Origin of the sequence: Bacillus sp. 0209A (genome assembly GCF_036765095.1) — a bacterium.
GTDB classification, from domain to species: Bacteria; Bacillota; Bacilli; order Bacillales; family Bacillaceae; genus Bacillus; species Bacillus subtilis_G.
In genome coordinates this window covers 151,061-172,783 of the sequence record NZ_JBAIZV010000002.1, presented here as the reverse complement: position 1 = coordinate 172,783, position 21,723 = coordinate 151,061, and the positions used below count along the sequence as shown (strand labels likewise).

General features: G+C 44.2%; 23 protein-coding genes and 1 pseudogene. 7 read left to right on the top strand and 17 right to left on the bottom strand.

Translation table 11 applies throughout. From position 1 onward, the window contains the following. Window positions 1-96: 96 nt before the first annotated feature. Together cotNE and V6D44_RS06110 are read left to right on the top strand one after the other, a co-directional pair. Window positions 97-453, top strand: a complete 357-nt coding sequence (cotNE, locus tag V6D44_RS06115; protein WP_087991934.1) for an inner spore coat protein CotNE — start codon at window positions 97-99, stop codon at window positions 451-453. A 249-nt stretch (window positions 454-702) separates the two neighbouring features. Then, window positions 703-1,056 (top strand): hypothetical protein, encoded by a 354-nt coding sequence (locus V6D44_RS06110; protein WP_087991936.1) that lies wholly within the window; start codon window positions 703-705, stop codon window positions 1,054-1,056. 45 nt (window positions 1,057-1,101) lie between these two features. On the opposite strand, the gene V6D44_RS06105 is transcribed toward V6D44_RS06110, so the two are convergent. The 6 genes from V6D44_RS06105 to V6D44_RS06080 form a co-directional block, all read right to left on the bottom strand. Then, window positions 1,102-1,443: a YxeA family protein gene (locus V6D44_RS06105; protein WP_333516477.1), complete on the bottom strand. Its 342-nt coding sequence runs from the start codon at window positions 1,441-1,443 to the stop codon at window positions 1,102-1,104. 22 nt (window positions 1,444-1,465) lie between these two features. Beyond that, entirely contained in the window at window positions 1,466-3,340 is a 1,875-nt protein-coding gene (locus tag V6D44_RS06100; protein WP_202327824.1) for an FtsX-like permease family protein, read from the bottom strand. After that, entirely contained in the window at window positions 3,315-4,088 is a 774-nt protein-coding gene (locus V6D44_RS06095; RefSeq protein ID WP_087991939.1) for an ABC transporter ATP-binding protein, read from the bottom strand. The genes V6D44_RS06100 and V6D44_RS06095 overlap by 26 nt, the downstream gene beginning before the upstream one ends. Window positions 4,089-4,233: 145 nt before the next feature. Then, complete coding sequence (locus V6D44_RS06090) at window positions 4,234-5,211, bottom strand: sensor histidine kinase (protein ID WP_087991940.1); 978 nt, start codon at window positions 5,209-5,211, stop codon at window positions 4,234-4,236. Further along, window positions 5,208-5,897, bottom strand: coding sequence for a response regulator transcription factor (locus tag V6D44_RS06085; protein WP_087991957.1), 690 nt, complete (start codon window positions 5,895-5,897; stop codon window positions 5,208-5,210). The genes V6D44_RS06090 and V6D44_RS06085 overlap by 4 nt, the downstream gene beginning before the upstream one ends. Before the next feature lie 122 nt (window positions 5,898-6,019). Continuing rightward, a complete protein-coding gene (locus V6D44_RS06080; protein WP_202327822.1) occupies window positions 6,020-6,418 on the bottom strand; it encodes a hypothetical protein in 399 nt (132 codons plus the stop codon). 159 nt (window positions 6,419-6,577) lie between these two features. Between V6D44_RS06080 and V6D44_RS06075 the strand changes: the two genes are divergently transcribed. Next, a complete protein-coding gene (locus tag V6D44_RS06075; protein ID WP_087991942.1) occupies window positions 6,578-7,543 on the top strand; it encodes an iron-hydroxamate ABC transporter substrate-binding protein in 966 nt (321 codons plus the stop codon). Window positions 7,544-7,586: 43 nt separating this feature from the next. Here the strand turns inward: V6D44_RS06075 and fba are convergent, their stop codons facing one another. The 10 genes and pseudogenes from fba to iolA form a co-directional block, all read right to left on the bottom strand. Next, window positions 7,587-8,459 carry a class II fructose-1,6-bisphosphate aldolase gene (gene fba / locus V6D44_RS06070; protein ID WP_087991943.1) on the bottom strand — a complete coding sequence of 291 codons (873 nt, stop codon included), beginning with the start codon at window positions 8,457-8,459 and terminating at the stop codon, window positions 7,587-7,589. Window positions 8,460-8,479: 20 nt separating this feature from the next. Continuing rightward, on the bottom strand, window positions 8,480-9,316 hold the full coding sequence (iolI, locus tag V6D44_RS06065; protein ID WP_087991944.1) for a 2-keto-myo-inositol isomerase: 837 nt from the start codon (window positions 9,314-9,316) through the stop codon (window positions 8,480-8,482). A gap of 86 nt (window positions 9,317-9,402) precedes the next feature. Beyond that, the gene (locus V6D44_RS06060) at window positions 9,403-10,272 is read right to left on the bottom strand and encodes a sugar phosphate isomerase/epimerase family protein (RefSeq protein WP_087991945.1); all 870 of its coding nucleotides are present in this window, start codon (window positions 10,270-10,272) and stop codon (window positions 9,403-9,405) included. Between the two features lie 18 nt (window positions 10,273-10,290). After that, on the bottom strand, window positions 10,291-11,325 hold the full coding sequence (iolG, locus tag V6D44_RS06055) for a bifunctional inositol 2-dehydrogenase/D-chiro-inositol 1-dehydrogenase (RefSeq protein WP_333516342.1): 1,035 nt from the start codon (window positions 11,323-11,325) through the stop codon (window positions 10,291-10,293). 22 nt (window positions 11,326-11,347) lie between these two features. Further along, a pseudogene (locus V6D44_RS06050) lies at window positions 11,348-11,563 on the bottom strand (MFS transporter); the annotation flags it as partial. Continuing rightward, complete coding sequence (iolE, locus tag V6D44_RS06045) at window positions 11,563-12,456, bottom strand: myo-inosose-2 dehydratase (RefSeq protein ID WP_202327820.1); 894 nt, start codon at window positions 12,454-12,456, stop codon at window positions 11,563-11,565. The gene iolE and the pseudogene V6D44_RS06050, both read right to left, overlap by 1 nt. A gap of 16 nt (window positions 12,457-12,472) precedes the next feature. Beyond that, window positions 12,473-14,386 (bottom strand): 3D-(3,5/4)-trihydroxycyclohexane-1,2-dione acylhydrolase (decyclizing), encoded by a 1,914-nt coding sequence (gene iolD, locus V6D44_RS06040; protein ID WP_333516341.1) that lies wholly within the window; start codon window positions 14,384-14,386, stop codon window positions 12,473-12,475. A 32-nt stretch (window positions 14,387-14,418) separates the two neighbouring features. Then, window positions 14,419-15,396: a 5-dehydro-2-deoxygluconokinase gene (iolC, locus tag V6D44_RS06035; protein WP_087991949.1), complete on the bottom strand. Its 978-nt coding sequence runs from the start codon at window positions 15,394-15,396 to the stop codon at window positions 14,419-14,421. Window positions 15,397-15,419: 23 nt separating this feature from the next. Continuing rightward, entirely contained in the window at window positions 15,420-16,235 is an 816-nt protein-coding gene (gene iolB / locus V6D44_RS06030; protein WP_253268710.1) for a 5-deoxy-glucuronate isomerase, read from the bottom strand. Window positions 16,236-16,309: 74 nt separating this feature from the next. Next, on the bottom strand, window positions 16,310-17,773 hold the full coding sequence (gene iolA / locus V6D44_RS06025) for a methylmalonate-semialdehyde dehydrogenase (protein ID WP_202327818.1): 1,464 nt from the start codon (window positions 17,771-17,773) through the stop codon (window positions 16,310-16,312). A gap of 413 nt (window positions 17,774-18,186) precedes the next feature. On the opposite strand from iolA, the gene iolR reads away from it, so the two are divergent. From iolR to V6D44_RS06010, 3 genes are all read left to right on the top strand, one after another. Beyond that, complete coding sequence (gene iolR, locus V6D44_RS06020; protein ID WP_087991952.1) at window positions 18,187-18,942, top strand: myo-inositol utilization transcriptional regulator IolR; 756 nt, start codon at window positions 18,187-18,189, stop codon at window positions 18,940-18,942. A 53-nt stretch (window positions 18,943-18,995) separates the two neighbouring features. Beyond that, window positions 18,996-19,928, top strand: a complete 933-nt coding sequence (locus tag V6D44_RS06015) for an aldo/keto reductase (RefSeq protein WP_087991953.1) — start codon at window positions 18,996-18,998, stop codon at window positions 19,926-19,928. 251 nt (window positions 19,929-20,179) lie between these two features. Beyond that, complete coding sequence (locus V6D44_RS06010; RefSeq protein WP_121641573.1) at window positions 20,180-20,494, top strand: DUF2628 domain-containing protein; 315 nt, start codon at window positions 20,180-20,182, stop codon at window positions 20,492-20,494. A 76-nt stretch (window positions 20,495-20,570) separates the two neighbouring features. On the opposite strand, the gene V6D44_RS06005 is transcribed toward V6D44_RS06010, so the two are convergent. Beyond that, window positions 20,571-21,041: a hypothetical protein gene (locus tag V6D44_RS06005; RefSeq protein ID WP_087991955.1), complete on the bottom strand. Its 471-nt coding sequence runs from the start codon at window positions 21,039-21,041 to the stop codon at window positions 20,571-20,573. A 78-nt stretch (window positions 21,042-21,119) separates the two neighbouring features. Here V6D44_RS06005 and V6D44_RS06000 point away from each other — a divergent pair, with 78 nt between their 5' ends. Beyond that, entirely contained in the window at window positions 21,120-21,698 is a 579-nt protein-coding gene (locus V6D44_RS06000) for a CGNR zinc finger domain-containing protein (protein WP_253268711.1), read from the top strand. The last annotated feature ends 25 nt before the right edge of the window (window positions 21,699-21,723 follow it).

Below are 21,723 nucleotides of genomic sequence, written 5' to 3'. Positions count from 1 at the left end.
TCTCCTTTTTGGGCGAATGCCGTGGCACTGTGCCAATGACTACATAAGTTATAAAGAATTCACCCATATTTTACATTTTTTAAGGAGATTGATCACATGGACCCTTATCAATATTACAGTCCGCAGCCGCCTTACTATAGCCAATATGAATACAATCCTTATCCGCAGCAGGATTATTATGAGCCCCTCCAGATGGACAGACAGCCGCCAGCATTAGAAAGAAGAATCGCAGCACTTGAACGGCAAAATGAACAACAAACAAGAGAGTTAACACGCCTTACAAATGAAGACCGCCGCCAAAATCGGGAAATTGCACGGATGGCCGAACAGGTCAATCAGTTAAGCCAGGCTGTTGAACGCCATACCCGCCGCTTAAATCGGCTCAATCAGCGCCTCCGCACAGTAGAAAACAGGCTGAATATCCCATTTACCGCAGGCGAAGGCGGTTTTTGAAGCGGGCAAAGAAAGAAGCGGAATACGATTTTCCCGATTTCAGGGTTTCGTTTTCCGCACTTCTTATGATTTTAACGCGGAGCATTTACATAAAAAGGGTTTGCACAAGTATACAATCTTTACCGTTTTCATTCAAAGATAGAGGGGGTAAGGAAAATAATTGTAGTTTCTCATTTGCAGAATTTCTTTTCATTCAGGTTGCATGATAATACCGACTCACGTCAATTGATCATTATGGAGGGATCATTCATGCATAATACACAACACGGCTTGCAGCAGCTGAACCAAGCCCGCCAAACTGCTCAGCAGCTCATTCAGCAAACACAGCAAAGCAGCCAGCAATATCGCCAAATGCTTCATCAGGAGCAGCAGAACATCCAAATGCTGCAGCAGATACTAAACCACGAACAACAAGCTGCACATACCATTCAGCAAGCACTGCACGGACATGATATGGCGATTCAAAAATGCCAGCAGGTTGTCAACATGTGCAACCAAATGCAGCAGGAACTCACTGGGCAATCCAGCGGCATGAATTCGAATGTATCAGCACTTCCATTCGGACAAAACACGCCATTCCAGCAGCATTCCTACCAGCAGTAACATATAAAAGCAAGCGGCATAGCTCCCCCTATGCCGCTTGCTTCTCTATTGTTTTAATTGTGATTGGACTTTTTTGGGCAAATCTTTATATTGCACTTCTTCCCAGGTCTCTACATATTTGCCTTTTGTGTTGACTTTTAAATAGGCATTCTTCCGCAGATCACCGCTTGCCAGGAACGTTATTTCGCTCTTTTCACCGGACTTATTGCAGCCGTCTAATGTATATTTAGTGCCGCCTGGTTTAAGATGCTGGCCATCTCGATTCATCTGGACATACATATCCTGTCTGGGAACAAGCGGGTTGATTCTGTCTGTTATCTCGTTATGAATGAAGAGAATGTTGCAAATCGCTGCGATAACCCCTGCCCCCACAATAATTGAAAAGATTTTTTTTCATCTTTACCTTCCTTTATTTCATCGTTAAATCGCTTTTTATTTTTTTCAAGTAGCTAAACCGCACCATCAAGAAGAACAGCAGCTGAAAAGCTAAAAATCCTCCGATTGTCAGCAGCAATGGTTTGGTTACGTTGACAAAGTCGCCAGCTCTAATGGCAAAAACCGTATGAAGAACAGCCATCGCAAAGGGAAAGAAGAACAAGATCGCTAATTGAATGGTTACGCTCTGTGACATTTCTTCTTCACTAAATCCAATCTTCGCTAATGAACGGTAGCGCTTCTGATCTTCCTCTAAATCCGTAAACAAACGGAAATACAAAAAGCTTCCGGCCGCGGTAAAGAAGACAATGGCAATGAAAAGCCCAATAAATAAGCTTAAGCTTGGCAGTTGCACTGTCATATAGTGCGTGCTGGCCTTCGCATCAAATTGAAAGTGAACGTCAGAATAATCACCATACAATTTATTTGTAAGTGATTGGCTGATGCCTAAACTGTCTTTCCAATTCTTAAATTTGTAACCAATGAGCTTCGTGCTTTCTCCAAGCTTATGAAGCTTTTTGTAGGTTGTTTCATTTACGACAAGAACGCTGTATACAGAAATCAGCGGTTTTTTTGTTTCTTTCACTTGGAGCTTCTGATTTGCCAGCTCATTTTTTTTGTTCAGCAGATCTAATTGTTTCGGAAATTCAGTTTTATCCTTGACTTCATAGGTGCTTGGGAAATAGATGCTTTCCCCGTTTTTCAGATCATTCATGCTCATGCTGAAGTGCTTTTGAAATGTTCCCTGATCCATTAAGATAACAGGCGGCACTTCATCTCCCCGCTTATAGCGCACATATGAAACCTGCATATCATAACGAGTAAATGAGAAATGGTTATGCTTCAGTTCGTGTTCAATATCTTGCAGGTGCTGTTTTTCTTTCGGATTGCCTTCAAAGGATAAGTACTCCATTTCATAGGCTGAATCCATTGCCCCGACAGTTGATTTGTAAACCGCCAGCACCCCTGTGGCTGTAAATGCCACTGCTGAAATAATACTGACGATAAAAAACAGACGGGCGTTATCCTTTAAGCGATAGACTAAATCAGAAATCCAAATGACATTTTTCCCGCGCAAATAAAAGCCCTTCCACTTCTTCACGGCCCGCAATATCCAAATGCTGCTCTGGCTGAAGAAAAAATACGTTCCGACAATGGTTAAGATCAAAATCAGAAAAGGCATATAGGAGTGAACATTCTCTTTTAAGACCATTCCGTAGCCCATCACAAGGCATGCCACGCCGAAAATCGACAGAAGGATAGACGGCTTCGGCTCAGGTTTCATGTTTTCCGCGCCTTTGATCAGCAAAATAACGGTTTTGGATTTAATAAAAAAGAGCGTAAACTGCGATAATAGGAAAAATAAGAGCATAAATCCGCAAATCGTAATCCCCAACGCCTTCCAAGGCATATAAAGGGGCAAGGCGTCCATTTCTAAAATATAAGCGCCGATTGTAAAAAATGTTTTTGAAAAAATCAGTCCGCCGATGATCCCGGCAACAATTGAAAAGGCGCCGATCATCATGTTTTCAGCTGTCACCAGCACCCGCAGCTGGGCGGGCGTAATCCCCTGAATCAGCAGAATGCCAAACTCTTTGTTTCTGGATTTCAAAAAAGCATTAACGGAATATAGAACAAATAAAATTGAAAAAATAAAAATCATCCACTCCGCTGCTGTTAATCCTTTCCTCGCAATGGTATTCAAGTATCCTTCCTTAAGAGCAGGATGAAAAATAAACATAGCGAAAGTAAAGAAAATCAATACAGAAAAAGCACTGCTCAAAAAGAACGCCAAATACGACCGTTTGTTTCGTGTAACATTTTTATAAGCGAACTGAAGAAAGGTCATTTGCGTTTCCCCCCAGCATAGAAAGTACATCCAGAATTTGATCATAAAACACCTGGCGGTTATCCCCGCGGTAAATTTCGTTAAACAGTGTTCCATCTTTAATAAAAATCACACGCTGGCAATAGCTTGCCGCCACAGGATCATGGGTGACCATCAATGCTGTAATCTGATCGTTCTGGTTCAGGCTTTGCATGGTTTCCATAACATCCTTGGAAGCTTTAGAGTCTAGGTTTCCCGTCGGTTCATCAGCCAGAATCAGTGAAGGTTTATGAATCACTGCTCTCGCAATGGCCGCCCGCTGGCGCTGTCCGCCTGAGACCTCAAACGGACGCTTTTGTAAAAGATTCTCTATTCCAAGCTTTTCTGCGATGGCATACAGCTTTTTTTCCATGACAGAAGGAGATTCTTTTTCGAGTGTTAACGGCAGCATGATATTTTCGCCAATCGTCAGTGTATCAAGCAGATTAAAGTCCTGAAACACGAAACCAAGCTGTTTGCGCCTGAATTGTGCCAGCCTTGTTCTTTTCAGATTGTGAGGGTTGTCTCCTTTGATCAAGACATCTCCGGAATCAGGACGATCTATGGTAGAGATGATATTCAAAAGCGTTGTTTTACCGGAACCCGACGGGCCCATTACAGCCGTGAATTCCCCTTCTTCTACTGAAAAAGAGATTTGTTTTAACGCCTGGTGGGACACTTGTCCTTTGTAAGTTTTATTTAAATGTTTGACCTCGAGCATATTCGCCATGAGAATCCTCCTTATCGTTATTCTTCATCAGAAACCGGCTTATCATGTGTGCGAAGAACCTCATAAAAAATCCCCCCTGATAAGCTGGTAAACAAATCTTATCAAGAGGGATGGCAGTGTGCTATGCGGTTTTCTTAATGCCTCCTTACACTTTTGTAAGAAATAAAAATTGTACCGCTGTGCCTTTTCCCGAAGAAGAGCTGATCTCTACTTCATGATTCAGTTTTTTCGTAATTTCTTTCACCAGATGAAGGCCTATCCCGGTTGATTCTTGGAAACGCCGGCCGTTTTCACCTGTGTAATAGGGGTCAAACACACGCTTTATATCCTGTGAGGGAATCCCCACACCATAATCTCTTACTTCTAACACCGTTTTAACCTCATGCTGAAATATCGTCAGCTCAATCCGGTCACTCATTCCCGCGGAATACTTCACCGCGTTTGTCACAACCTGCCCAATCGCAAATTTCAGCCATTTTGGGTCTGTATAAATCGTATCGTCAGTGAGAATATTCGTTTTCGGATATACACGATGCTCAATAAAATACCGTTTATAGCTTTGAATAACGGTTTGGAGAATCTCGGATAAAGAGACTGCTTCTATTTTGAAATCTCTCTCAAACAGGTCGAGCCTCGAGGAATATAGCAATGTTTCCAATCCATATTCAATCTGCCGGACTTCTTTTTTGATTTGCCCAAAAATGGGTTCGTCCTCTTCCTGAATGATTAAATTAATAACAGAAAGCGGTGTCTTCACTTGGTGCACCCACTGGTTCATATAGGTTACCCTATCCTCCAGTTTGGCTTCTTTTTCTTGAAGCTTTTGATTGTGGAGGCGGTTCAGTTCCATCTGTTTTTCATAAAGCTCAGAACAAAACAAAGAAGAACCTAAATCAGGCACTTCCGCATCCTCCTGATGAGAGCTGATCCACTGATAAACACCGCGGTCTTGATACCAGCGATAGATCAAATACACCGCTAACAACAGCAGCTGCACGCCGAGTATATAGAATAAATGGGCAAGGGAACGCTGGCCTGCAAACCAATAGTACGTAAAAACAAAAATGCCTTGAATCAGAAAAAGCAATATTAAGAGTACATGAGCCCGTAAAAACAGTCTCATGACAGCGGCCTCAACTGATATCCTTCACCGCGGACAGATTCGATCGAAAAAGGCACCTCTAAGTCACGAAGCTTTTTGCGCAAACGGGTGATATATACATTCAGCGTATTGTCATCAACAAACAGATCAGTATCCCACGTTTTTTCCATTAACCGGTCTCTTCCCGTTACCTTTTCTCCGCGTTCCAGCAACACCTCAAGAAGCTTGCTTTCTTTCTTTGAGAGCTCGCACTTTTGTTCTTGATAACGCAGTTCAAATCGCTCTACATACAGCTGCACACTCTCGAATTCCACGATTCTTTCTCCCTGCTTTACCGCATACTCTCCATACGCCCTGCGAATTTGGCTTTTGATTTTCGCGAGCACAATATCATAAGAAAAGGGCTTTTCAATATAATCATCGCCGCCGTTTTCAATCGCCATCACCTGATCCATTTCGCCGCTTCTGGCAGAAATAAAGATGATCGGGCTGGTCGAATGCTGGCGGATTTGCCGGCACCAATAATATCCGTCATAGGCCGGCAAGTTGATATCAAGCAGCACCACATCGGGCTTTTCCCGCAAGAACTTATCCAATACAGCTGTGAAATCATTGGTAACCACGGTATTATATCCGTACTTCTCTAAATAATTTTGTAATAATGACCGAATGTCTTCGCTATCTTCCACAATCATGATTTTATTCATGCAATCCATCCTCCAAAAGGATAAGGCCGTTTCAGAGCCATCATTTTTTGATGCCCCCATCATAATGCTTTCATCGGTTCTGCGCAACAAGAGAAAGCGGGCCTTCATAAAAGACCCGCTTCTTACCGTTCTTTGCGAATATGTATATCTTGAATCGATTGTTTTGGTGCATGAAATCTGCTTTCGGCTTCACTTCTTGCCTCAGCAAAGGCCCGTGCCTCCACATTGTCTTTGTAGACATCCAGCTGAATCAGATACAGCGGACGCACTTTAAAACCATGAATAATCGTCACAGCCCACAGCGGGAGCACAATAAAAATTCCTGGTAAATCGGGCAGCACAAAACCAAACGCAAATACGAAAAAATAAATAATTCCATACATGATCCATTTTTTATTTCTAACCTTGATGCCAATCAATAAAAAGGCAAAAAAACTGGTGATAGCAAAAGGCATGAAAATAAACAGCATCCACCAGCTATGCCGCCATTCCCAAGCGGCACCTCTTTTTGTAATTTCCATATTTTTCTCCTCCTATTTACCTATAATAATAGATTAAGCATACCGCGTCACCTGTTAACGAGAAAATAGTGATAGACGGAGCACAGGTTTCCTGCTATATTATTAATTGATAATGATAATCATTACTGATTAATTAAAATACATATTGGGGGATTCTTGATGAAAAAGAACACATTGCTCGTGGGCATGCTGGTGCTGCTTCTTATGTTTGTCAGCGCTTGCAGCGGCACGGATTCGAAAGGAAGCTCAGGTGATTCAGCTTCCGATAAGACAGAAATGAGAACATACAAATCAACAAAAGGAGACGTCAAAATCCCTGCACATCCGAAACGCATCGTCACTGATTTTTATGCTGGTGAATTGCTGTCTGTCGGGGCGAATGTGGTTGGCTCGGGTTCATGGTCATTTGATAATCCGTTTTTAAAATCAAAGCTGAAAGATGTGGAGGATGTCGGTGATCCGATCAGCGTCGAAAAAGTGACGGAGCTTCAGCCTGACTTAATTGTTGTCATGAATGAAGAAAATATCGATCAATTAAAAAAAATCGCGCCAACTGTTGTCGTTCCTTATAACACAGCGAAAAACATAGAAGACACAGTCAGCATGTTCGGGGATATCGCCGGAGCGAAAGACGAAGCAACATCCTTTATGGCTGACTTTAACAAAAAAGCGGAAGCAGCCAAAAAGAAAATGGCCGGCGTCATCGACAAAGATGCGACTTTCGGTATTTATGAAAACACGGACAAGGGCGAATTTTGGGTGTTCAATGACAATGGCGGACGCGGCGGCCAAGCTGTATACAACGCGCTTGGGTTAAAAGCGTCTGAAAAAATTGAACAAGATGTCATCAAAAAAGGAGAGATGAAACAGCTCTCTCAAGAGGTCATTCCTGAGTATGCCGCAGATTATATGTTCATTACGGACTACAATCCGAAAGGCGAAAGCAAAACACTCGACAAACTGAAGGAATCCGCTATCTGGAAAAACCTAGACGCCGTCAAACATAACCGCGTGTTTATCAATGACTTTGACACATTCTACCCATACGATCCGATTTCCGTCAGCAAACAGGTTGATTTGATTGCTGATATGCTGGTGAAGCGTGAGAAAGAAAACCAAAAATAAATGGCATGACAAAAGCACTCACGATGACGTGAGTGCTTTTTCTTCAGCTGACTTGCTGTCTAGCGGCTTTTCCCGCTGAGCCGAATTCTTTCATTTTGCTTTTCACTGTTTCTTTTACCGCGTCAATTCCCGGCGTCATATAGGCGCGGGGTTCGTATAAGTCCCGATTTTCTTCAAACATGACGCGCGTTTTTTCTGCCCATGCCACCATACATTCCGTATTGATGTTGATCTTCGCGTGACCAAGCTGAATTGTTCTTGCGATTTGATCAGCCGGAATTCCCGATGCGCCGTGAAGAACAAGCGGAATATTCGTGACCTTAGCGATTTCCTCCATCTCTTTGAATCCGAGCTTAGGTTCACCTTGATACTTTCCATGGACTGATCCAAGCGCAGCCGCCAGGGCATCAATATTGGTTTCTTCCGCGAGACGCTGGCACTCATGAAGATCAGCGTATTTGACGCCGCCCACAAGGCCGTCCTCCATGCCGCCTACCGTGCCGACTTCAGCCTCCACTGACACACCGTGAAGCTTGGCATAATCCGCTACCTCTTTCGTCATGGCGATATTCTGATCAATCGGCGAATGTGATCCGTCAATCATGACCGAGCTAAACCCTGCGTCAATGGCTTGTTTGCAGCGCTCCACACTGCTGCCGTGATCAAGGTGAAGGACAACGGGAACGGTGATTGACAATTCTTCCATTAATGCATTGACCATCACGGCTACGGTTTTGAATCCGCCCAAGTAGTCGATCAGCCGATCTGATGCCGCCGCAATGACAGGAGACTGTTCTTCCTCCGCAGCCCGCAAAATCGCTTTTGTCCACTGCAGGCCATTAATATTAAACTGGCCGATTGCGTAATGCTCCCGTTTTGCATCTTCAAGAAGCTCTTTCATCGATACAAAAGCCATGTTCACCCCTCCTTTATCCATTACATGTTGAAGTATTTTGATACAACATCAACCGTTGTTTTTTTCGCTGTTTGAATGGCTTCCTCGGCACTCAGCTTATAGTATTCAGGCCGGAAAAGCTCAACCGATACAACATCAGAGAAACCGATTTCTTTGAGGGCTGATAAATGGGCATCTAAGTCAATCGCCCCTTGGCCAGGCCACACACGATCCTCATCCGTTAAAAAGCCGATTGGGAAATCTTCGGTATCGTCGATGTGGTAGATGAAAATTTTCTTTCCGTCCGCCTGCTTTAAGCTCTCAATATTTGAACCCATCGCATGGAAGTGGAAACTGTCAAGGACAAGCCCGACATTGTCACGGTTGACTGTGTTTACGATGTCGTACGCCTGTTCAAACGTATTGACCGTACATTGCGGATGCCCGACAAATTCAAGCGCGATTTTTACGCCGTACGGCTCCGCGATATCTGAAAGCTCAGTCAGCATCTCTACACTGCTCTTTTTGATCTCTTTTTTTACAATCTTCTGCTCAGTCACAAGCGGAACGGCCACGACATATTTTACGCCGAGGGTTTTGCACGTTTCCATCATGTCTTTAAATTCAGCGATGATCTCATTTGTGTCCTTTTCATCACGGTTGTTGAAAAAAACGAGTGCGTTTAAGGCAAGCGGTTTAATGTGATGGGTTTGAAAATACTCCGCAAGATCGTCCAATGAATGGTTTTTTAAGTACTCCGGCAGCTTATCCAATGTGCGGATTTCAATATAATCATAGCCGTGCTTTTCGCACAGTTCTAAATCCTGTTTAAGATTTGAGTTTTCCAATGTTGTGGCTTCATTAAAACAAAGTTTCATGTCAGACTCCCCCATCTGCGTTTTAGATATGAAGGGAGTTCGGCAGGGAGGCTGTTCGCCATATCCCGCCGAACTCCATGCTCAGCTTATGCCAGACCTAATTCTTCTTTCATTTTTTGAAGCATAAAACGGCTTGATTCATCCGCTCTTTTGTCAACCCAAGCAAATACGGCGTTGGTCGCAATTCCATCGAACTTCATTTCTCTCATCTTTCTGAAAATCGTCTCAAAATCAACCTCGCCTTGGCCAATGTCCAAATGCTGGTGAACCGTTACTTTCGCGTCAGGCGGATTGACGATATAGCGCAGGCCATGAGCCGCTTTATGATTATAGGTATCCGCAAATAAAACATGTGTGAGGCGGTCGCCGGCTTCGTCAAACATTGTCTCGATGTCGCCTTTGCCGTCATCATAGAAGAAGGTATGCGCAGTTGAATAGACAAGATTGATCCAATCCTTGTCAAGCGCGCGGATCATATCCATCGCACCTTTGTGCGTTTCGATAAAATCGTATGGATGGGCTTGAAGATTCAGTTTAACGCCTTCTTTTTCAAAGACTGGCAGAAGCTCATCCATGGATTTGATAAATTTTTCTTCACTTGTTAAAGGATCATATTTTGAACCGCTGAATTCACTGTTCATCAAATCCACTTCAAGTTCAACCGCAATTTCGATCGCCCTTTTCCAATTGCGCACCGCAGCCTGGCGGCGGTCTTCATCAGGACCCGCCCAGTGGTAAAGAGGGAGGAGCGATGAAAGCTTAACACCTGTATCCTTTAAAAGCCGCTTTAATTGTTTAATCTTTGCTGAATCGACCTTCGGATATTTATAGAATGGACAAAAATCCTCGCGCGGCGATAGCTCAATATACTCATAGCCAAGCTCCGCCGTTTTATAAACCATTTCCTCCAACGTTAAATCATCACGATACATCGATGGATCCAATGCTAATTTCATATTTTCACTCCTCTACTTTTAGTTTTCAACTGTTGTATAAGATTGATAGAATTCCGGCTTTTCCTTCAAATCAACTTTTTCTTTTTGTCCGGATTCCTGGGCTTTTACACACGCGTCAGTCGTAACAGCGGCAATATAGCCATCCCACGCCGTCGGTCCGCTGACCTCGCCTTTCTTTTGAATGGAATCAATGAAGTCTTGGATTTCTACGTCGTACGCGGCCACAAAGCGTCTCTGCCAATCCATCAGAATATCTGTGCTGAATTTGCCTTCTTTTCTCATGCTGATGCTTGATGGTTCAGGGAGCTTGATGACACCGTCTTCTCCGACGATTTCACATTGAATGTCGTAGCCGTATTTACAGTTCACATAGATTTCTGCATTGATGACGATGCCGCCTTTTGTTTCAATGACTACGATTTGCGGATCTTTTAAATGCGGAAGCGCATTTTTCGATTTTTTCGGATAGATGACTTGAACGGACTCGTAGTCATCATTGACGAGCCAGTGCAGCACATCAATTTCATGAACAAGCGTATCAACAACAGCCATATCCGTTGTGTAATTTTCGGGAACACTTGGGTTGCGGTGCGCGCAGTGAATCATAAGCGTCTCACCGATGACATGGTTATCGAGCGCTTCCTTCAGCTGTACGTAACCGCTGTCATAACGGCGCATGAAGCCGACTTGAACAAGGCGTTTGCCCACTTTGATTTCCTCTTCGACGATGCGCATGCATCCTTCAGCCGTTGTCGCGAGCGGTTTTTCACAGAACACATATTTTTGGGCGTTAATCGCTTTCAGTACGCTCGATTCATGCGCAGGCCCCCAGCTTGTCACTAAGACAGCGTCTACATTTTCGTCGGCAAGAAGACTGTCATCATTCGGATAAACCGCCGCGTTTAATTGGTATTGCTCAACGACCTTTTGCGCGGCTTCTTGATTCACATCCGTTACAGCCACGATTTCCGCACCGGACAGCTTGTTCGTGATGCGGTTAATATGTTCTTTTCCGATTGCTCCAGTTCCAATTACACCAATACCTAAACTCATTGACAGCCACTCCTTCTGTTGGTTACATGATTTTGCTTTCTGTTCCTTGCTTTACTTGGGTCCGAGGAGATCCGTAGAGTTCCTCCTGAATTTGTTCAAGCGACTTGCCAGATGTATTCGGCGCGAAGAGAAGCCCGATGATCATACTGGCCGTCACACATCCGGGAAGAATTGCAGCCATTGTTCCAATGCCGAAATTGGTCATAACCATTGGGACAAACAGACTCCAAACCCCCATTAAGCCAGATTCAACAACTGCTTATCAATATAGTTTCTGGCGATCAATGCATACTCAAGCGGGTTTGCCACATCAGGGTCCTGTTCAGCTTCAACGACAATCCATCCGGAATAATTGTTCTTTAACAGCAGCTGATATACGTCTCTAAAATCAATGCATCCATCACCGGGAACCGTAAACATGCCTTTTAAAAACGATTGCCGAAACGACTTCCCTTCAAGCCTGCACTGTTCCATGACATTCAGTCTGGCATCTTTAAAATGCACATGCTTAATGCGGGCGAAATGCTTCTCAAGCATTCCCATGTAGTCTCCGTCAGAAATATAAGCATGGCCTGTATCATAGAGGAGGTGTACATGCGCAGGGTCTGTACCCGCCATCAGACGGTTCACTTCTTCCGCCGTTTGAACGCCAGTGCCGAGATGATGATGATAGACAAGCTTTAAGCCATGCTGATCGGCAATTTTGCCAAGGTGATCGAGCCCTTCACAAAGCCGTTCCCATTCTTCATCATTAAAGTACGGTTTATCTGTGAACACGTTTTTTTCCAGGCCTTGCACACTGTAGGTTTGTTCAGAGACAACAGCGACATCCGCTTTTACTTGCTGTAAGTACTCACAATACGCTTTAAACGCCTTTGCTGTTTCTCCGAGTCCGTCTCGGAGGATGAAGCTGCTGAACCATTTTCCTGCGATCCGCAAATTCCGAAGCTTCAGCTCTTTATTCAGGATGGCAGGTTCAGGGAAAAAGCCCCCGACTTCCGTGCCTTGAAAACGCGCGACGACAATATCACTTAACAAATGCTGAAGAGTATTTCCCGCTCCGATTTCAGGCATATCATCATTCCGCCACCCAATGGGAGCAATCCCCCACAGGATTTCATTTTTGCCCATCTATGATGCCTCCCCTCTAATACTGCTTAGCAGATTCCAGCATTTTCTCTTTTGCTTCGTATGCTTTCTGAACACTTTCTTGTTCAGACACCTCTGCTACGCCGACATGCCACCAGCTGTCATAGCCGTCCGTCATTGTTTTTGGCAGAACCTTCATTTCAATTAACGTTGATACGTCCTGTTTCTTCGCATCCTCTAACGCCTCTTTTAACTCTTCTACTGTGTTCGCACGATAGGTTTTCGCGCCGTATCCCTCAGCAACTTTCGCATAATCGACATTTAAAATCTGGTTGTCATCTGTGCGGAACTCACAATAGTAGCTGCCGCTGCCATGATCCATTTGCAAGTTGTTGATACATCCAAAACCAGAGTTATCAAAGAGCAGCACATTGATTTTCTTGTTGTACTGAATCGCTGTAATCAGCTCAGAGTGAAGCATCAGGAAGCTGCCGTCTCCGACAATGGAATATACTTCTCTGTCAGGGTGGGCCAGTTTAAGCCCCAGTGTCCCGGACACTTCATAGCCCATGCAGGAGTACCCGTATTCCAGGTGATACGTATTCGGAACATTTGAATGCCACAGACGCTGTAAATCTCCTGGAAGAGAGCCCGCTGAACAAATAATTACGCTGTCTTCAGCAATCGTTTCGTTGATTGTCAGCAATGCCGTTGTTTGCGGAAGTTCCGTATTCAACGCGTCAGCGTATTCATTTAGAATCTCTTGAGAGAAATGATGTTTGATTTCCGGATCAAACGCTTCCCGTTTAAATGCCACTTTGCTGAGGCGTTCGCGTTCAGCGAGCCATTCGTCCTTCAGCTCCTTGATCGTTGAGCCGAATTCACTCTTATAGCCTGCAAGCAAGCCGTGCAGTTTGCCAAGCGTTACTTTCGCATCCGCCACCACTTGGAACGCGTCGAGTTTATACGCCTGCATTCGGCTGACATTAATGTTCAGGAACTTCGCTTTATCAAAATCAAAAGCGGTCTTAGAGGATGTCGCAAAATCCGTATATCTTGTGCCGATGCCGATAATCAAATCAGCTTGGCGGGCCGCTTTATTTGCCGCAAGTGTACCTGTGATGCCCATTCCGCCGAGGTTGTTCGCAAAATCAGCTTCAACTGTCGACTTTCCTGCCTGCGTTTCAACTAACGGAATGTGATACGCTTCAGAAATGGCAACCAATTCATCGCGCGCACCGGAATATTTTGCGCCGCCGCCGACGAGGATCACAGGATTTTTGCTGGCTTTCATCAGCTCCGCCGCACCTTGAAGCTCGCGCTCGCTCGGCTGCATGCGATCAATATAGTGAATCCGTTTGACGAAGAAACTTTCATCAAAGTCGTATGCTTCTCCTTCCACATCCTGAGAAATACAAATCGTTGCCGGACCTGCTTTTGCCGGATCAGTCATGACTTCAAACGCGCGCAGCAAACTGCTCATAAGCTGCTCGGGGCGCGTAATGCGGTCCCAGTATCTCGATACAGGTTTCAATGCATCGTTTGTCGTAATCGCCGCGCTGTATTCTTGCTCCATTTGCTGCAGTACAGGGTCTGGCTGTCTTGTCGCAAATGTATCTGCCGGAATGAAGAGAACCGGGATATTGTTTGCCAATGCAGTGCCGGCCGCTGCTACTAAGTTGGCCGCTCCGGGTCCGACGGATGTAGAGACCGCATATATCTTTCGTCTCAGCATTTGTTTGCTGTACGCCATTGCGGCATGCGCCATTCCTTGTTCATTTTTCCCTTGATAGACTTTCAAATGGCCTGCATCCTGCTCAAGCGCCTGGCCAATCCCTAATACGTTACCATGACCGAAAATCGTGAAAATCCCTTCAACGAAAGGCTCTTCCTTTCCATCTACATGGATGTACTGCTGGTTTAAGAATTTAATCAGCGCTTGTGCTGTTGTTAAGCGAATTTTCTTACCCACAAACGATCCCACCTTTACTCGATCTTTTTCAATTATGACTGTGCTTCAATAAGCTGTACGATTTCTTCCGCAGTCGGCATCGCTTCTGACGAACTGTGCTTGCTCACCACAATGGAGGCTGAAGCGCTGCCGTATTTCAATGCCGTTTCGATATCTTTTCCGCTGACAAGGCCATAGATGAAGGCTGACGCATAAGAATCACCAGCTCCAAAGGTTTTCAGCACGTTTGTCTTGTACGCTTGCGCTCGGAATACCTCGCCTGATTTGCTGTATGCGTAAGAGCCTTCGACGCCGTGTTTAATGACAACGAGGTCGGCTGAATGCTCAAATAAATGATTGACTGATTCCTCATTGCTTCCGCCTGTGCGATTTTCCATCGCGTCAAATTCATCGCGTGTGCCAATGACAATATCAGACTGCTCGGCGACCAAAGAATAGTAAACGGCTGTTTCATCCGCTGACTGCCACGTATATGGGCGGTAATCCAGTTCGAACACCACTTTGACCTGATGCTTTTTCGCATATTGAACAGCTTTCAACACCGCTTCCCGTGACGGGCTTTTGGCGAGCGCTGTCCCCGAAACAAGCAGCATTTTCGCCTTTGCGATATACGCCTCGCTTACCTCTGAAGGCTCCAGATAGAGGTCTGCCACATCATCGCGATACATTAAGATGCTGCACTCCTCAGGGCTGAGGATTTCTGTAAATGCAAGGCCCGCTTTATGGCCATCTTGATCAACAATCATCTGCGTTGTGTCAACGCCGGTATTTCTCATATAGGACTCTATGAATCTTCCATGCTGGTCATCTGGAATTTTGCCGATGAATCCCGCTTTTAAGCCTAGCTTCGCGCTGCCGATCGCGATATTCGCAGGTGAACCGCCGACGTATTTCGAAAACGTCATCGTTTCTTCCATTGGGCGGTTGTATTCCACTGCGTTCAAATCAATACATGCCCGGCCGATGGCAACAATATCAAAAGCCTTCTCTTCATTGAATGTATACTTCATCGTAAACAGCCACTCCTCACTTGTTAGCGTTCTAAAATCCACTCATGCGCCGGGTCGTTATGAAACTTCCATTTCCGCGTCGGCCCTGCCATGACATTTAAATAGTAGGATGTATATCCATCCGGAACGCCTACCGGGTGGTATCCAGCAGGAACGATGACAACGTTTTCATTTTCGACGGTCATCGTCTCGTCAATGGAGCGGTCATCTGTATATACGCGCTGAAACACAAAGCCCTGTCCCGGATCTAACTCATGGTAGTACGTTTCTTCTAAGAAAGATTCTTCCGGCAAGTTGTCTTGGTCATGTTTATGAGGCGGGTAGCTGGACCAGTTGCCGCTGTCAGTATAGACTTCAACCACTAATAGGCTGTTAGCTGAAGGGTCTGAATCCGGAAGAATGTTATGCACTGTGCGTTTGTTTGAAAACTTCCCGCGATGCTCAATTCCGGTGTCTTCCGCTTTGATTAGCTTTGTCGGAAGCTGTTTTTCTGATGGAGAATAGCAAAGCGCCACTCTTGCGTCGCTGACCGCTGTAATCTCAAATGCACGGTCATTTGAAATATAGACGCTGTCTGTCGGTTTTCGTTCGAATACGCTTTCACGTGTGCCGATATTCTCAAAAGTCGACTCATGATCGGTCACTGTGATTTTTCCCGTTACTGCCACAATACAGATTTCTTGTTTTTTCAACTCTTCTGCATAGCTGGAACCGGAAGCGAGATCTAACACTTTAAACTCTACATAGGTGAGATCAGAGTTGGATTTCGTTACTTCGTGCACCAGTTTGACCCCATTCGATCCTTCATTCGACTGCGGCTTACGCAACAAATAACTCATAGTGAAGCCCTCCTCTTTCTATTGGCAGAATGAGTCCGAACAGCGCACATGGACGCCGTTCGGCTGTTCGTCGTTTAGTTGAAATCAGGCGCCGGATATCTTGCTGTAACCACTTTTTTACGCGTATAGAAGTCGACGCTGTCTTTTCCGTTCGCATGCAGCGTTCCAAAGAATGAAGACTTCCAGCCTGAGAATGGGAAGAACGCCATTGGAGCCGGCACACCCAGGTTGATGCCGAGCATTCCCGCATCGATGTTTTCACGGAAGTAGCGGATTGCATTTGAGTTGGATGTGAACAGGCAGGCACCGTTCGCAAACTCAGACTTATTGGCAATTTCAATCGCTTCTTTCAGGTTTTTCACGCGGATAACAGATAAGACCGGCGCGAAAATTTCATCTTTCCAGATCGTCATCTCTGTCGTGACATTGTCAAAGATCGTCGGGCCGACAAAGTAGCCTTCGTCAGACCCATTTTCACGTCCGTCACATACGAGTCTCGCGCCTTCTTCCAAACCTTTTTCGATATAGCTGAGTGTGCGTTTCTTGTTGTCTTCGCGAATAACCGGTCCTAAGAACACGCCGTCATCAAGGCCGTTACCGATTTTAATGTCAGCCACTTTTTCCTGCAGCTTCGCCATAAACTCATCAGCGATTCCTTCTTCAACCGTCACAACCGCACAAGCCATGCAGCGTTCACCGGCAGAACCGAAGGCTGCTCCGATGATGTTTGTGATTGTGTCTTCGAGATTCGCATCGTTCAGGACAATCGTATGGTTCTTCGCTCCTGTCAAAGATTGAACGCGTTTTAAGTTTTCGCTTCCTTTTTTGTAAACGTATTCGCCGACCGGCTTGGAGCCTACGAATGAAATCGCTTTAATTTCTGGATGCTCGAGGATGCCGTTCACAACGTCATGCGCACCGTATACGACGTTGAATACCCCTTTCGGAAGACCCGCTTTTTCAAAAAGCTCAACCAATTTCTCTGTTAACAGCGGCGTCCGCTCAGATGGCTTTAAAATAAATGTGTTTCCGAGCGCGATTGCCATCGGGAACATCCAGCAAGGAACCATCATCGGGAAGTTGAATGGCGCGATTCCGCCGACAACTCCGATTGGGTAGCGGTAGTTGGCCGCTTCAACGTCCGTTGCGATGGAAGCAAGCGAGTCACCCATCATCAGGGAAGGTGCTCCAGCTGCGAATTCCACGTTTTCAATTCCGCGTCCCACTTCTCCAAGCGCTTCTTTTGTGTTTTTTCCATTTTCAATGGTAATCAGATGAGCAAGTTCTTCTTTATGCTGAGAAAGCAGCTGCTGGAAGTTAAATAGAATTCTGGCACGGCGTGGAACCGCCACTTTTGACCAGGTTTGAAATGCCTCAGCCGCTTTTTGCGCAGCGTACTCAATATCCTCTTTTGTAGAGATCGGCACTTGGCACAGCACTTCTTTCGTCGCCGGATTAACAACTTCTTCGTATTGATCTGTTTTGCTTTCAACCCATTCACCGTTGATGTAGTTTTTTAATTTTCTGATTTCTGCCATTCTTATTGCCTCCTTCATTAGTAAACACATACACTTGTATGGATGGTTCAAGATAGATTCATATCAATATCCACTTTTCAGCAAGCCAAGAATTAAACGCTTTCAAAAAAACCAAAAAAATAAATGGCGATGCAATTTGAAATAAGCAACCATTTCATGCACATCAGGTTACTTTTTGGTCATTTCTTGGTTATATTCTAATCGCACAATACCCATAAGTCAATCATAAACACTACATTTTTTCATTATTTTTATTATATTAATCTTTTAACTAATTAAGAGATAAACAAGAAGTCCGTCGATTCTTGCAAAAGATATACACCGGTGTTATCATTTTTTAATCAACTATTGATAAACTTTTGGTTTTTATTATATATTTATGTTACGTAAAGATTCAAGAAGGAGTTTTTAATATGAAACTGATGCGGATTCAGGAAATGGAGGAGTACATATTATCGCATGGCACTGTTTCCTTAGATGAGCTGTGCCAGGTGTTCAATGTCTCTAAAAACACAGTCAGACGAGATATCAACAAGCTAACAGAAAAGGGTGCGATTGAAAAAGTATACGGCGGCGTAACATCTATTGAAAAAACCGCATTAGTTCCTTTTGAGAATCGCACCATTCAGCACCAAGATGAAAAAACAAAAATCGCCCATTATGCCTCCCGTTTTATTGAAGATCACGATTTGATCTTCATTGATTCAGGAACGACAACAAAGTCTATTCTCGATACGCTTGACCCGGCCAAAAATGTCACCATTTTAACCAACAGCTTAGACATTATCAATGCGGCGTCAGCTTTGAAGAATATCAACTTAATCATTATCGGAAACAACTATAAGAGAAAAACCCGCTCCTTTGTCGGCATGGACGACCCGGCTATGCTTGATAAGTACAACATCAACAAAGCCTTTATGTCCGCTACCGGAACGACGCTGACACACGGATTGACCAATTCCGATCTGCTGGAGTACGACATTAAAAAAAGGATTTCGGAAAAAGCAAAAGAAGTGTATTTATTGGCTGACCATTCTAAATTCGGAAAATCAACACTTTTGACATATGCGCCGTTTGACAGGCTGCGTTGCATTGTGACATCTCAGCCATTAGATGACGAGTACACACAGTACTGCAATGAGCACCAAATCAGCATTCATCTGGCCTAACGGTTACAATAGTGTTGAGAGTCTTTCATCCATTTTATTCTAGGAGGCAGATCATGAAAAAAGCTACGCTCGGAAAATCAGACTTGCAGGTATTCCCTATCGGATTAGGAACAAATGCTGTCGGAGGACATAACCTCTACCCGAACCTGAATGAAGAAACCGGGAAAGAACTGGTACGCGAGGCGATCCGTAATGGTGTGACCATGTTAGACACCGCTTATATTTACGGGATCGGCCGTTCCGAAGAGCTAATTGGTGAAGTGCTGAGCGAGTTCAATCGCGAAGATGTCGTCATCGCGACGAAAGCGGCGCACAGAAAAGAAGGAAATGACTTTGTCTTTGATAATTCACCAGAATTCCTTAAGAAATCAGTTGATGAAAGCCTGAAGCGTTTGAATACGGATTATATCGATTTATTCTACATTCACTTCCCGGACGAACATACGCCGAAGGATGAAGCGGTTAACGCGCTGAATGAGATGAAGCAAGCCGGAAAAATCCGTTCCATCGGTGTATCCAACTTCTCTTTAGAGCAGCTGAAGGAAGCAAACAAAGACGGCTTGGTAGATGTATTGCAAGGCGAATACAACCTGTTAAACCGTGAAGCGGAAAAGACATTTTTCCCGTATACGAAGGAGCATAACATTTCATTTATCCCTTACTTCCCGCTCGTATCAGGATTATTGGCAGGAAAGTATACAGAAGATACAACGTTCCCTGAAGGAGACCTGCGAAACGAACAAGAACACTTCAAGGGCGAGCGTTTTAAAGAAAATATCAGAAAGGTCAACAAGCTTGCGCCGATTGCCGAAAAGCACAACGTTGATATCCCGCACATCGTATTGGCTTGGTATTTGGCAAGACCGGAAATTGATATTTTAATCCCTGGGGCAAAACGTGCCGATCAGCTGATTGATAACATCAAAACAGCCGACGTAACGCTTTCTCAAGACGATATTTCGTTTATTGATAAGCTGTTCTCATAATAAAAGGAAACCCGCCTTCTCACTTAGGAAGGCGGGTTTTGTATATTAATCTTGATCGCATTTCCCATATTTATACTTAATTGGATTTATATCATCCTTTTTTTCGTTTTTTTAAATTTGAAGTTACTTTTTCCCTAAAGTAGTAGTATGATAGGAATTGTTGAGCAGAAAATGAACTTTGCAATCTTTCTTTTGTCTTATTTTTCTTTGATTCTGCTTACGATATCATCTTAGAGAAGAGGTTGAATACGATGAAGGTTTTGCTGAAAAACGAAGGCGGACTGACAAAGGAAGTAAAAGTCGGATTTAGCTGGACGACTTTCTTCTTCGGGTTTTTCCCTGCGTTATTCCGCGGTGATTTAAAATGGGCTGCGATCATGTTTATTATTTCTGTCGTTCTTGGCTCATTTACGTTAGGAATTGGCGGCTGGGTCAGCGGCATTGTTTTCTCATTTATTTATAATAAGCTTTACATAAAAGAACTGATCGAAAAGGGATACCGCCCAGCAAACGAAGAATCCCAAGCGATTTTAGAAAGAAACCAAATCGTTACACCTGCAGCATAAGAATGAAAACCTTACCCCATTAGGAGTAAGGTTTTTTCATGCCTATTTCGCGTATGACAATCACAAGATCATCTCTCTATGCTGTTGTGAACCACGTATATAAATAAGCTGTCGTCCCTTCATACCCAAACACTAGAAACAAATTCCATTCATCATAGATGACGACATGTCTGCTTTCATTTGTAAATAGCCGTTCATCAATTTGAATCCCGTTATTTTCATAGGCAAGAATTCGCTGTAAAACAGATGCTCCGTCAAATTCTGAAAAGATCCCATACTCTATCACCGATTCCAGTATTTTGGTGATTACAGCCTCTCTGTTTTTCTCTACCGCCGCTCTGTTCCATTCCCAGCCAACTTCTGCATACTCTTCCCTCTCCATCAATAAACGAAAGACTTCTTCCACTGATCTCTCTTCTGGTCGTTCAGCTGTTAAGTAAAAAATGAATGATTCTGAGTCAGGCTCGAGGCATTCTTGAATACTGATATGTGGCAAAAAAGACAATTGCCTGCTGCACACTTTCTCAAGCTTTTGTTTTTTCAACACGATAAATCCTCCTTTTTCTCATATCCTTGCGTGAAAAAGGTTTTGGCGCTTACAATGATGTTGAAAGGAATGATTACAATGGCAAATACGCAATTCCCTCTGATCACACAAAACCTTTCTCTCGATCTCGTGAATACAGAAATCATCAGCTATGATAAACGGCACGATCTCATCCAGTCAGAAAAAGATCTGATGGCATGGTTAGAAATAATGGGAGAAACCGCTCCTTTTCTCCATTCTTTTACGTTACAGCAAGTCCAAGAACATGATTCTCTCGTGCTGCAACGAATTCATCAATTCCGCGCTGAGCTAAGAAAACACTTTGAGCGTATCGCCGAGGGCAGTGAACCCTCTCAAGCTTTCATCTCTTTCCTGCAAGATCAAATTGCCGCCGCTCCCTTTTCTTATCAAATCATAGATGACACACTGGCACGCATACCGAATGGAACACTCGATCAATCCATTTTATCGCTTATCGCTTACGACGCGTTATGGCTGATTCATACAAAAGAAATCCAACAGCTGAAAAGGTGCGCAAACGAAAAGTGCATTTTGCTCTTTCTTGATAAAACAGGAAGGCGAAAATGGTGCTCCATGAAGATATGCGGCAACAGACAAAAGGTCTCGCGCCATCAGAAAAAAATCAACAATGAGTAAACCGTTCCCCAGTGAACGGTTTTTT

Coding starts and splice junctions, on each gene's coding strand:
- cotNE (WP_087991934.1), top strand. CDS start 97: ATGGACCCTTATCAATATTACAGTCCGCAGCCGCCTTACTATAGCCAA.
- V6D44_RS06110 (WP_087991936.1), top strand. CDS start 703: ATGCATAATACACAACACGGCTTGCAGCAGCTGAACCAAGCCCGCCAA.
- V6D44_RS06100 (WP_202327824.1), bottom strand. CDS start 3,340: ATGACCTTTCTTCAGTTCGCTTATAAAAATGTTACACGAAACAAACGG.
- V6D44_RS06095 (WP_087991939.1), bottom strand. CDS start 4,088: ATGGCGAATATGCTCGAGGTCAAACATTTAAATAAAACTTACAAAGGA.
- V6D44_RS06090 (WP_087991940.1), bottom strand. CDS start 5,211: ATGAGACTGTTTTTACGGGCTCATGTACTCTTAATATTGCTTTTTCTG.
- V6D44_RS06085 (WP_087991957.1), bottom strand. CDS start 5,897: ATGAATAAAATCATGATTGTGGAAGATAGCGAAGACATTCGGTCATTA.
- V6D44_RS06080 (WP_202327822.1), bottom strand. CDS start 6,418: ATGGAAATTACAAAAAGAGGTGCCGCTTGGGAATGGCGGCATAGCTGG.
- V6D44_RS06075 (WP_087991942.1), top strand. CDS start 6,578: ATGAAAAAGAACACATTGCTCGTGGGCATGCTGGTGCTGCTTCTTATG.
- fba (WP_087991943.1), bottom strand. CDS start 8,459: ATGGCTTTTGTATCGATGAAAGAGCTTCTTGAAGATGCAAAACGGGAG.
- iolI (WP_087991944.1), bottom strand. CDS start 9,316: ATGAAACTTTGTTTTAATGAAGCCACAACATTGGAAAACTCAAATCTT.
- V6D44_RS06060 (WP_087991945.1), bottom strand. CDS start 10,272: ATGAAATTAGCATTGGATCCATCGATGTATCGTGATGATTTAACGTTG.
- iolG (WP_333516342.1), bottom strand. CDS start 11,325: ATGAGTTTAGGTATTGGTGTAATTGGAACTGGAGCAATCGGAAAAGAA.
- iolE (WP_202327820.1), bottom strand. CDS start 12,456: ATGGGCAAAAATGAAATCCTGTGGGGGATTGCTCCCATTGGGTGGCGG.
- iolC (WP_087991949.1), bottom strand. CDS start 15,396: ATGAAGTATACATTCAATGAAGAGAAGGCTTTTGATATTGTTGCCATC.
- iolB (WP_253268710.1), bottom strand. CDS start 16,235: ATGAGTTATTTGTTGCGTAAGCCGCAGTCGAATGAAGGATCGAATGGG.
- iolA (WP_202327818.1), bottom strand. CDS start 17,773: ATGGCAGAAATCAGAAAATTAAAAAACTACATCAACGGTGAATGGGTT.
- iolR (WP_087991952.1), top strand. CDS start 18,187: ATGAAACTGATGCGGATTCAGGAAATGGAGGAGTACATATTATCGCAT.
- V6D44_RS06015 (WP_087991953.1), top strand. CDS start 18,996: ATGAAAAAAGCTACGCTCGGAAAATCAGACTTGCAGGTATTCCCTATC.
- V6D44_RS06010 (WP_121641573.1), top strand. CDS start 20,180: ATGAAGGTTTTGCTGAAAAACGAAGGCGGACTGACAAAGGAAGTAAAA.
- V6D44_RS06000 (WP_253268711.1), top strand. CDS start 21,120: ATGGCAAATACGCAATTCCCTCTGATCACACAAAACCTTTCTCTCGAT.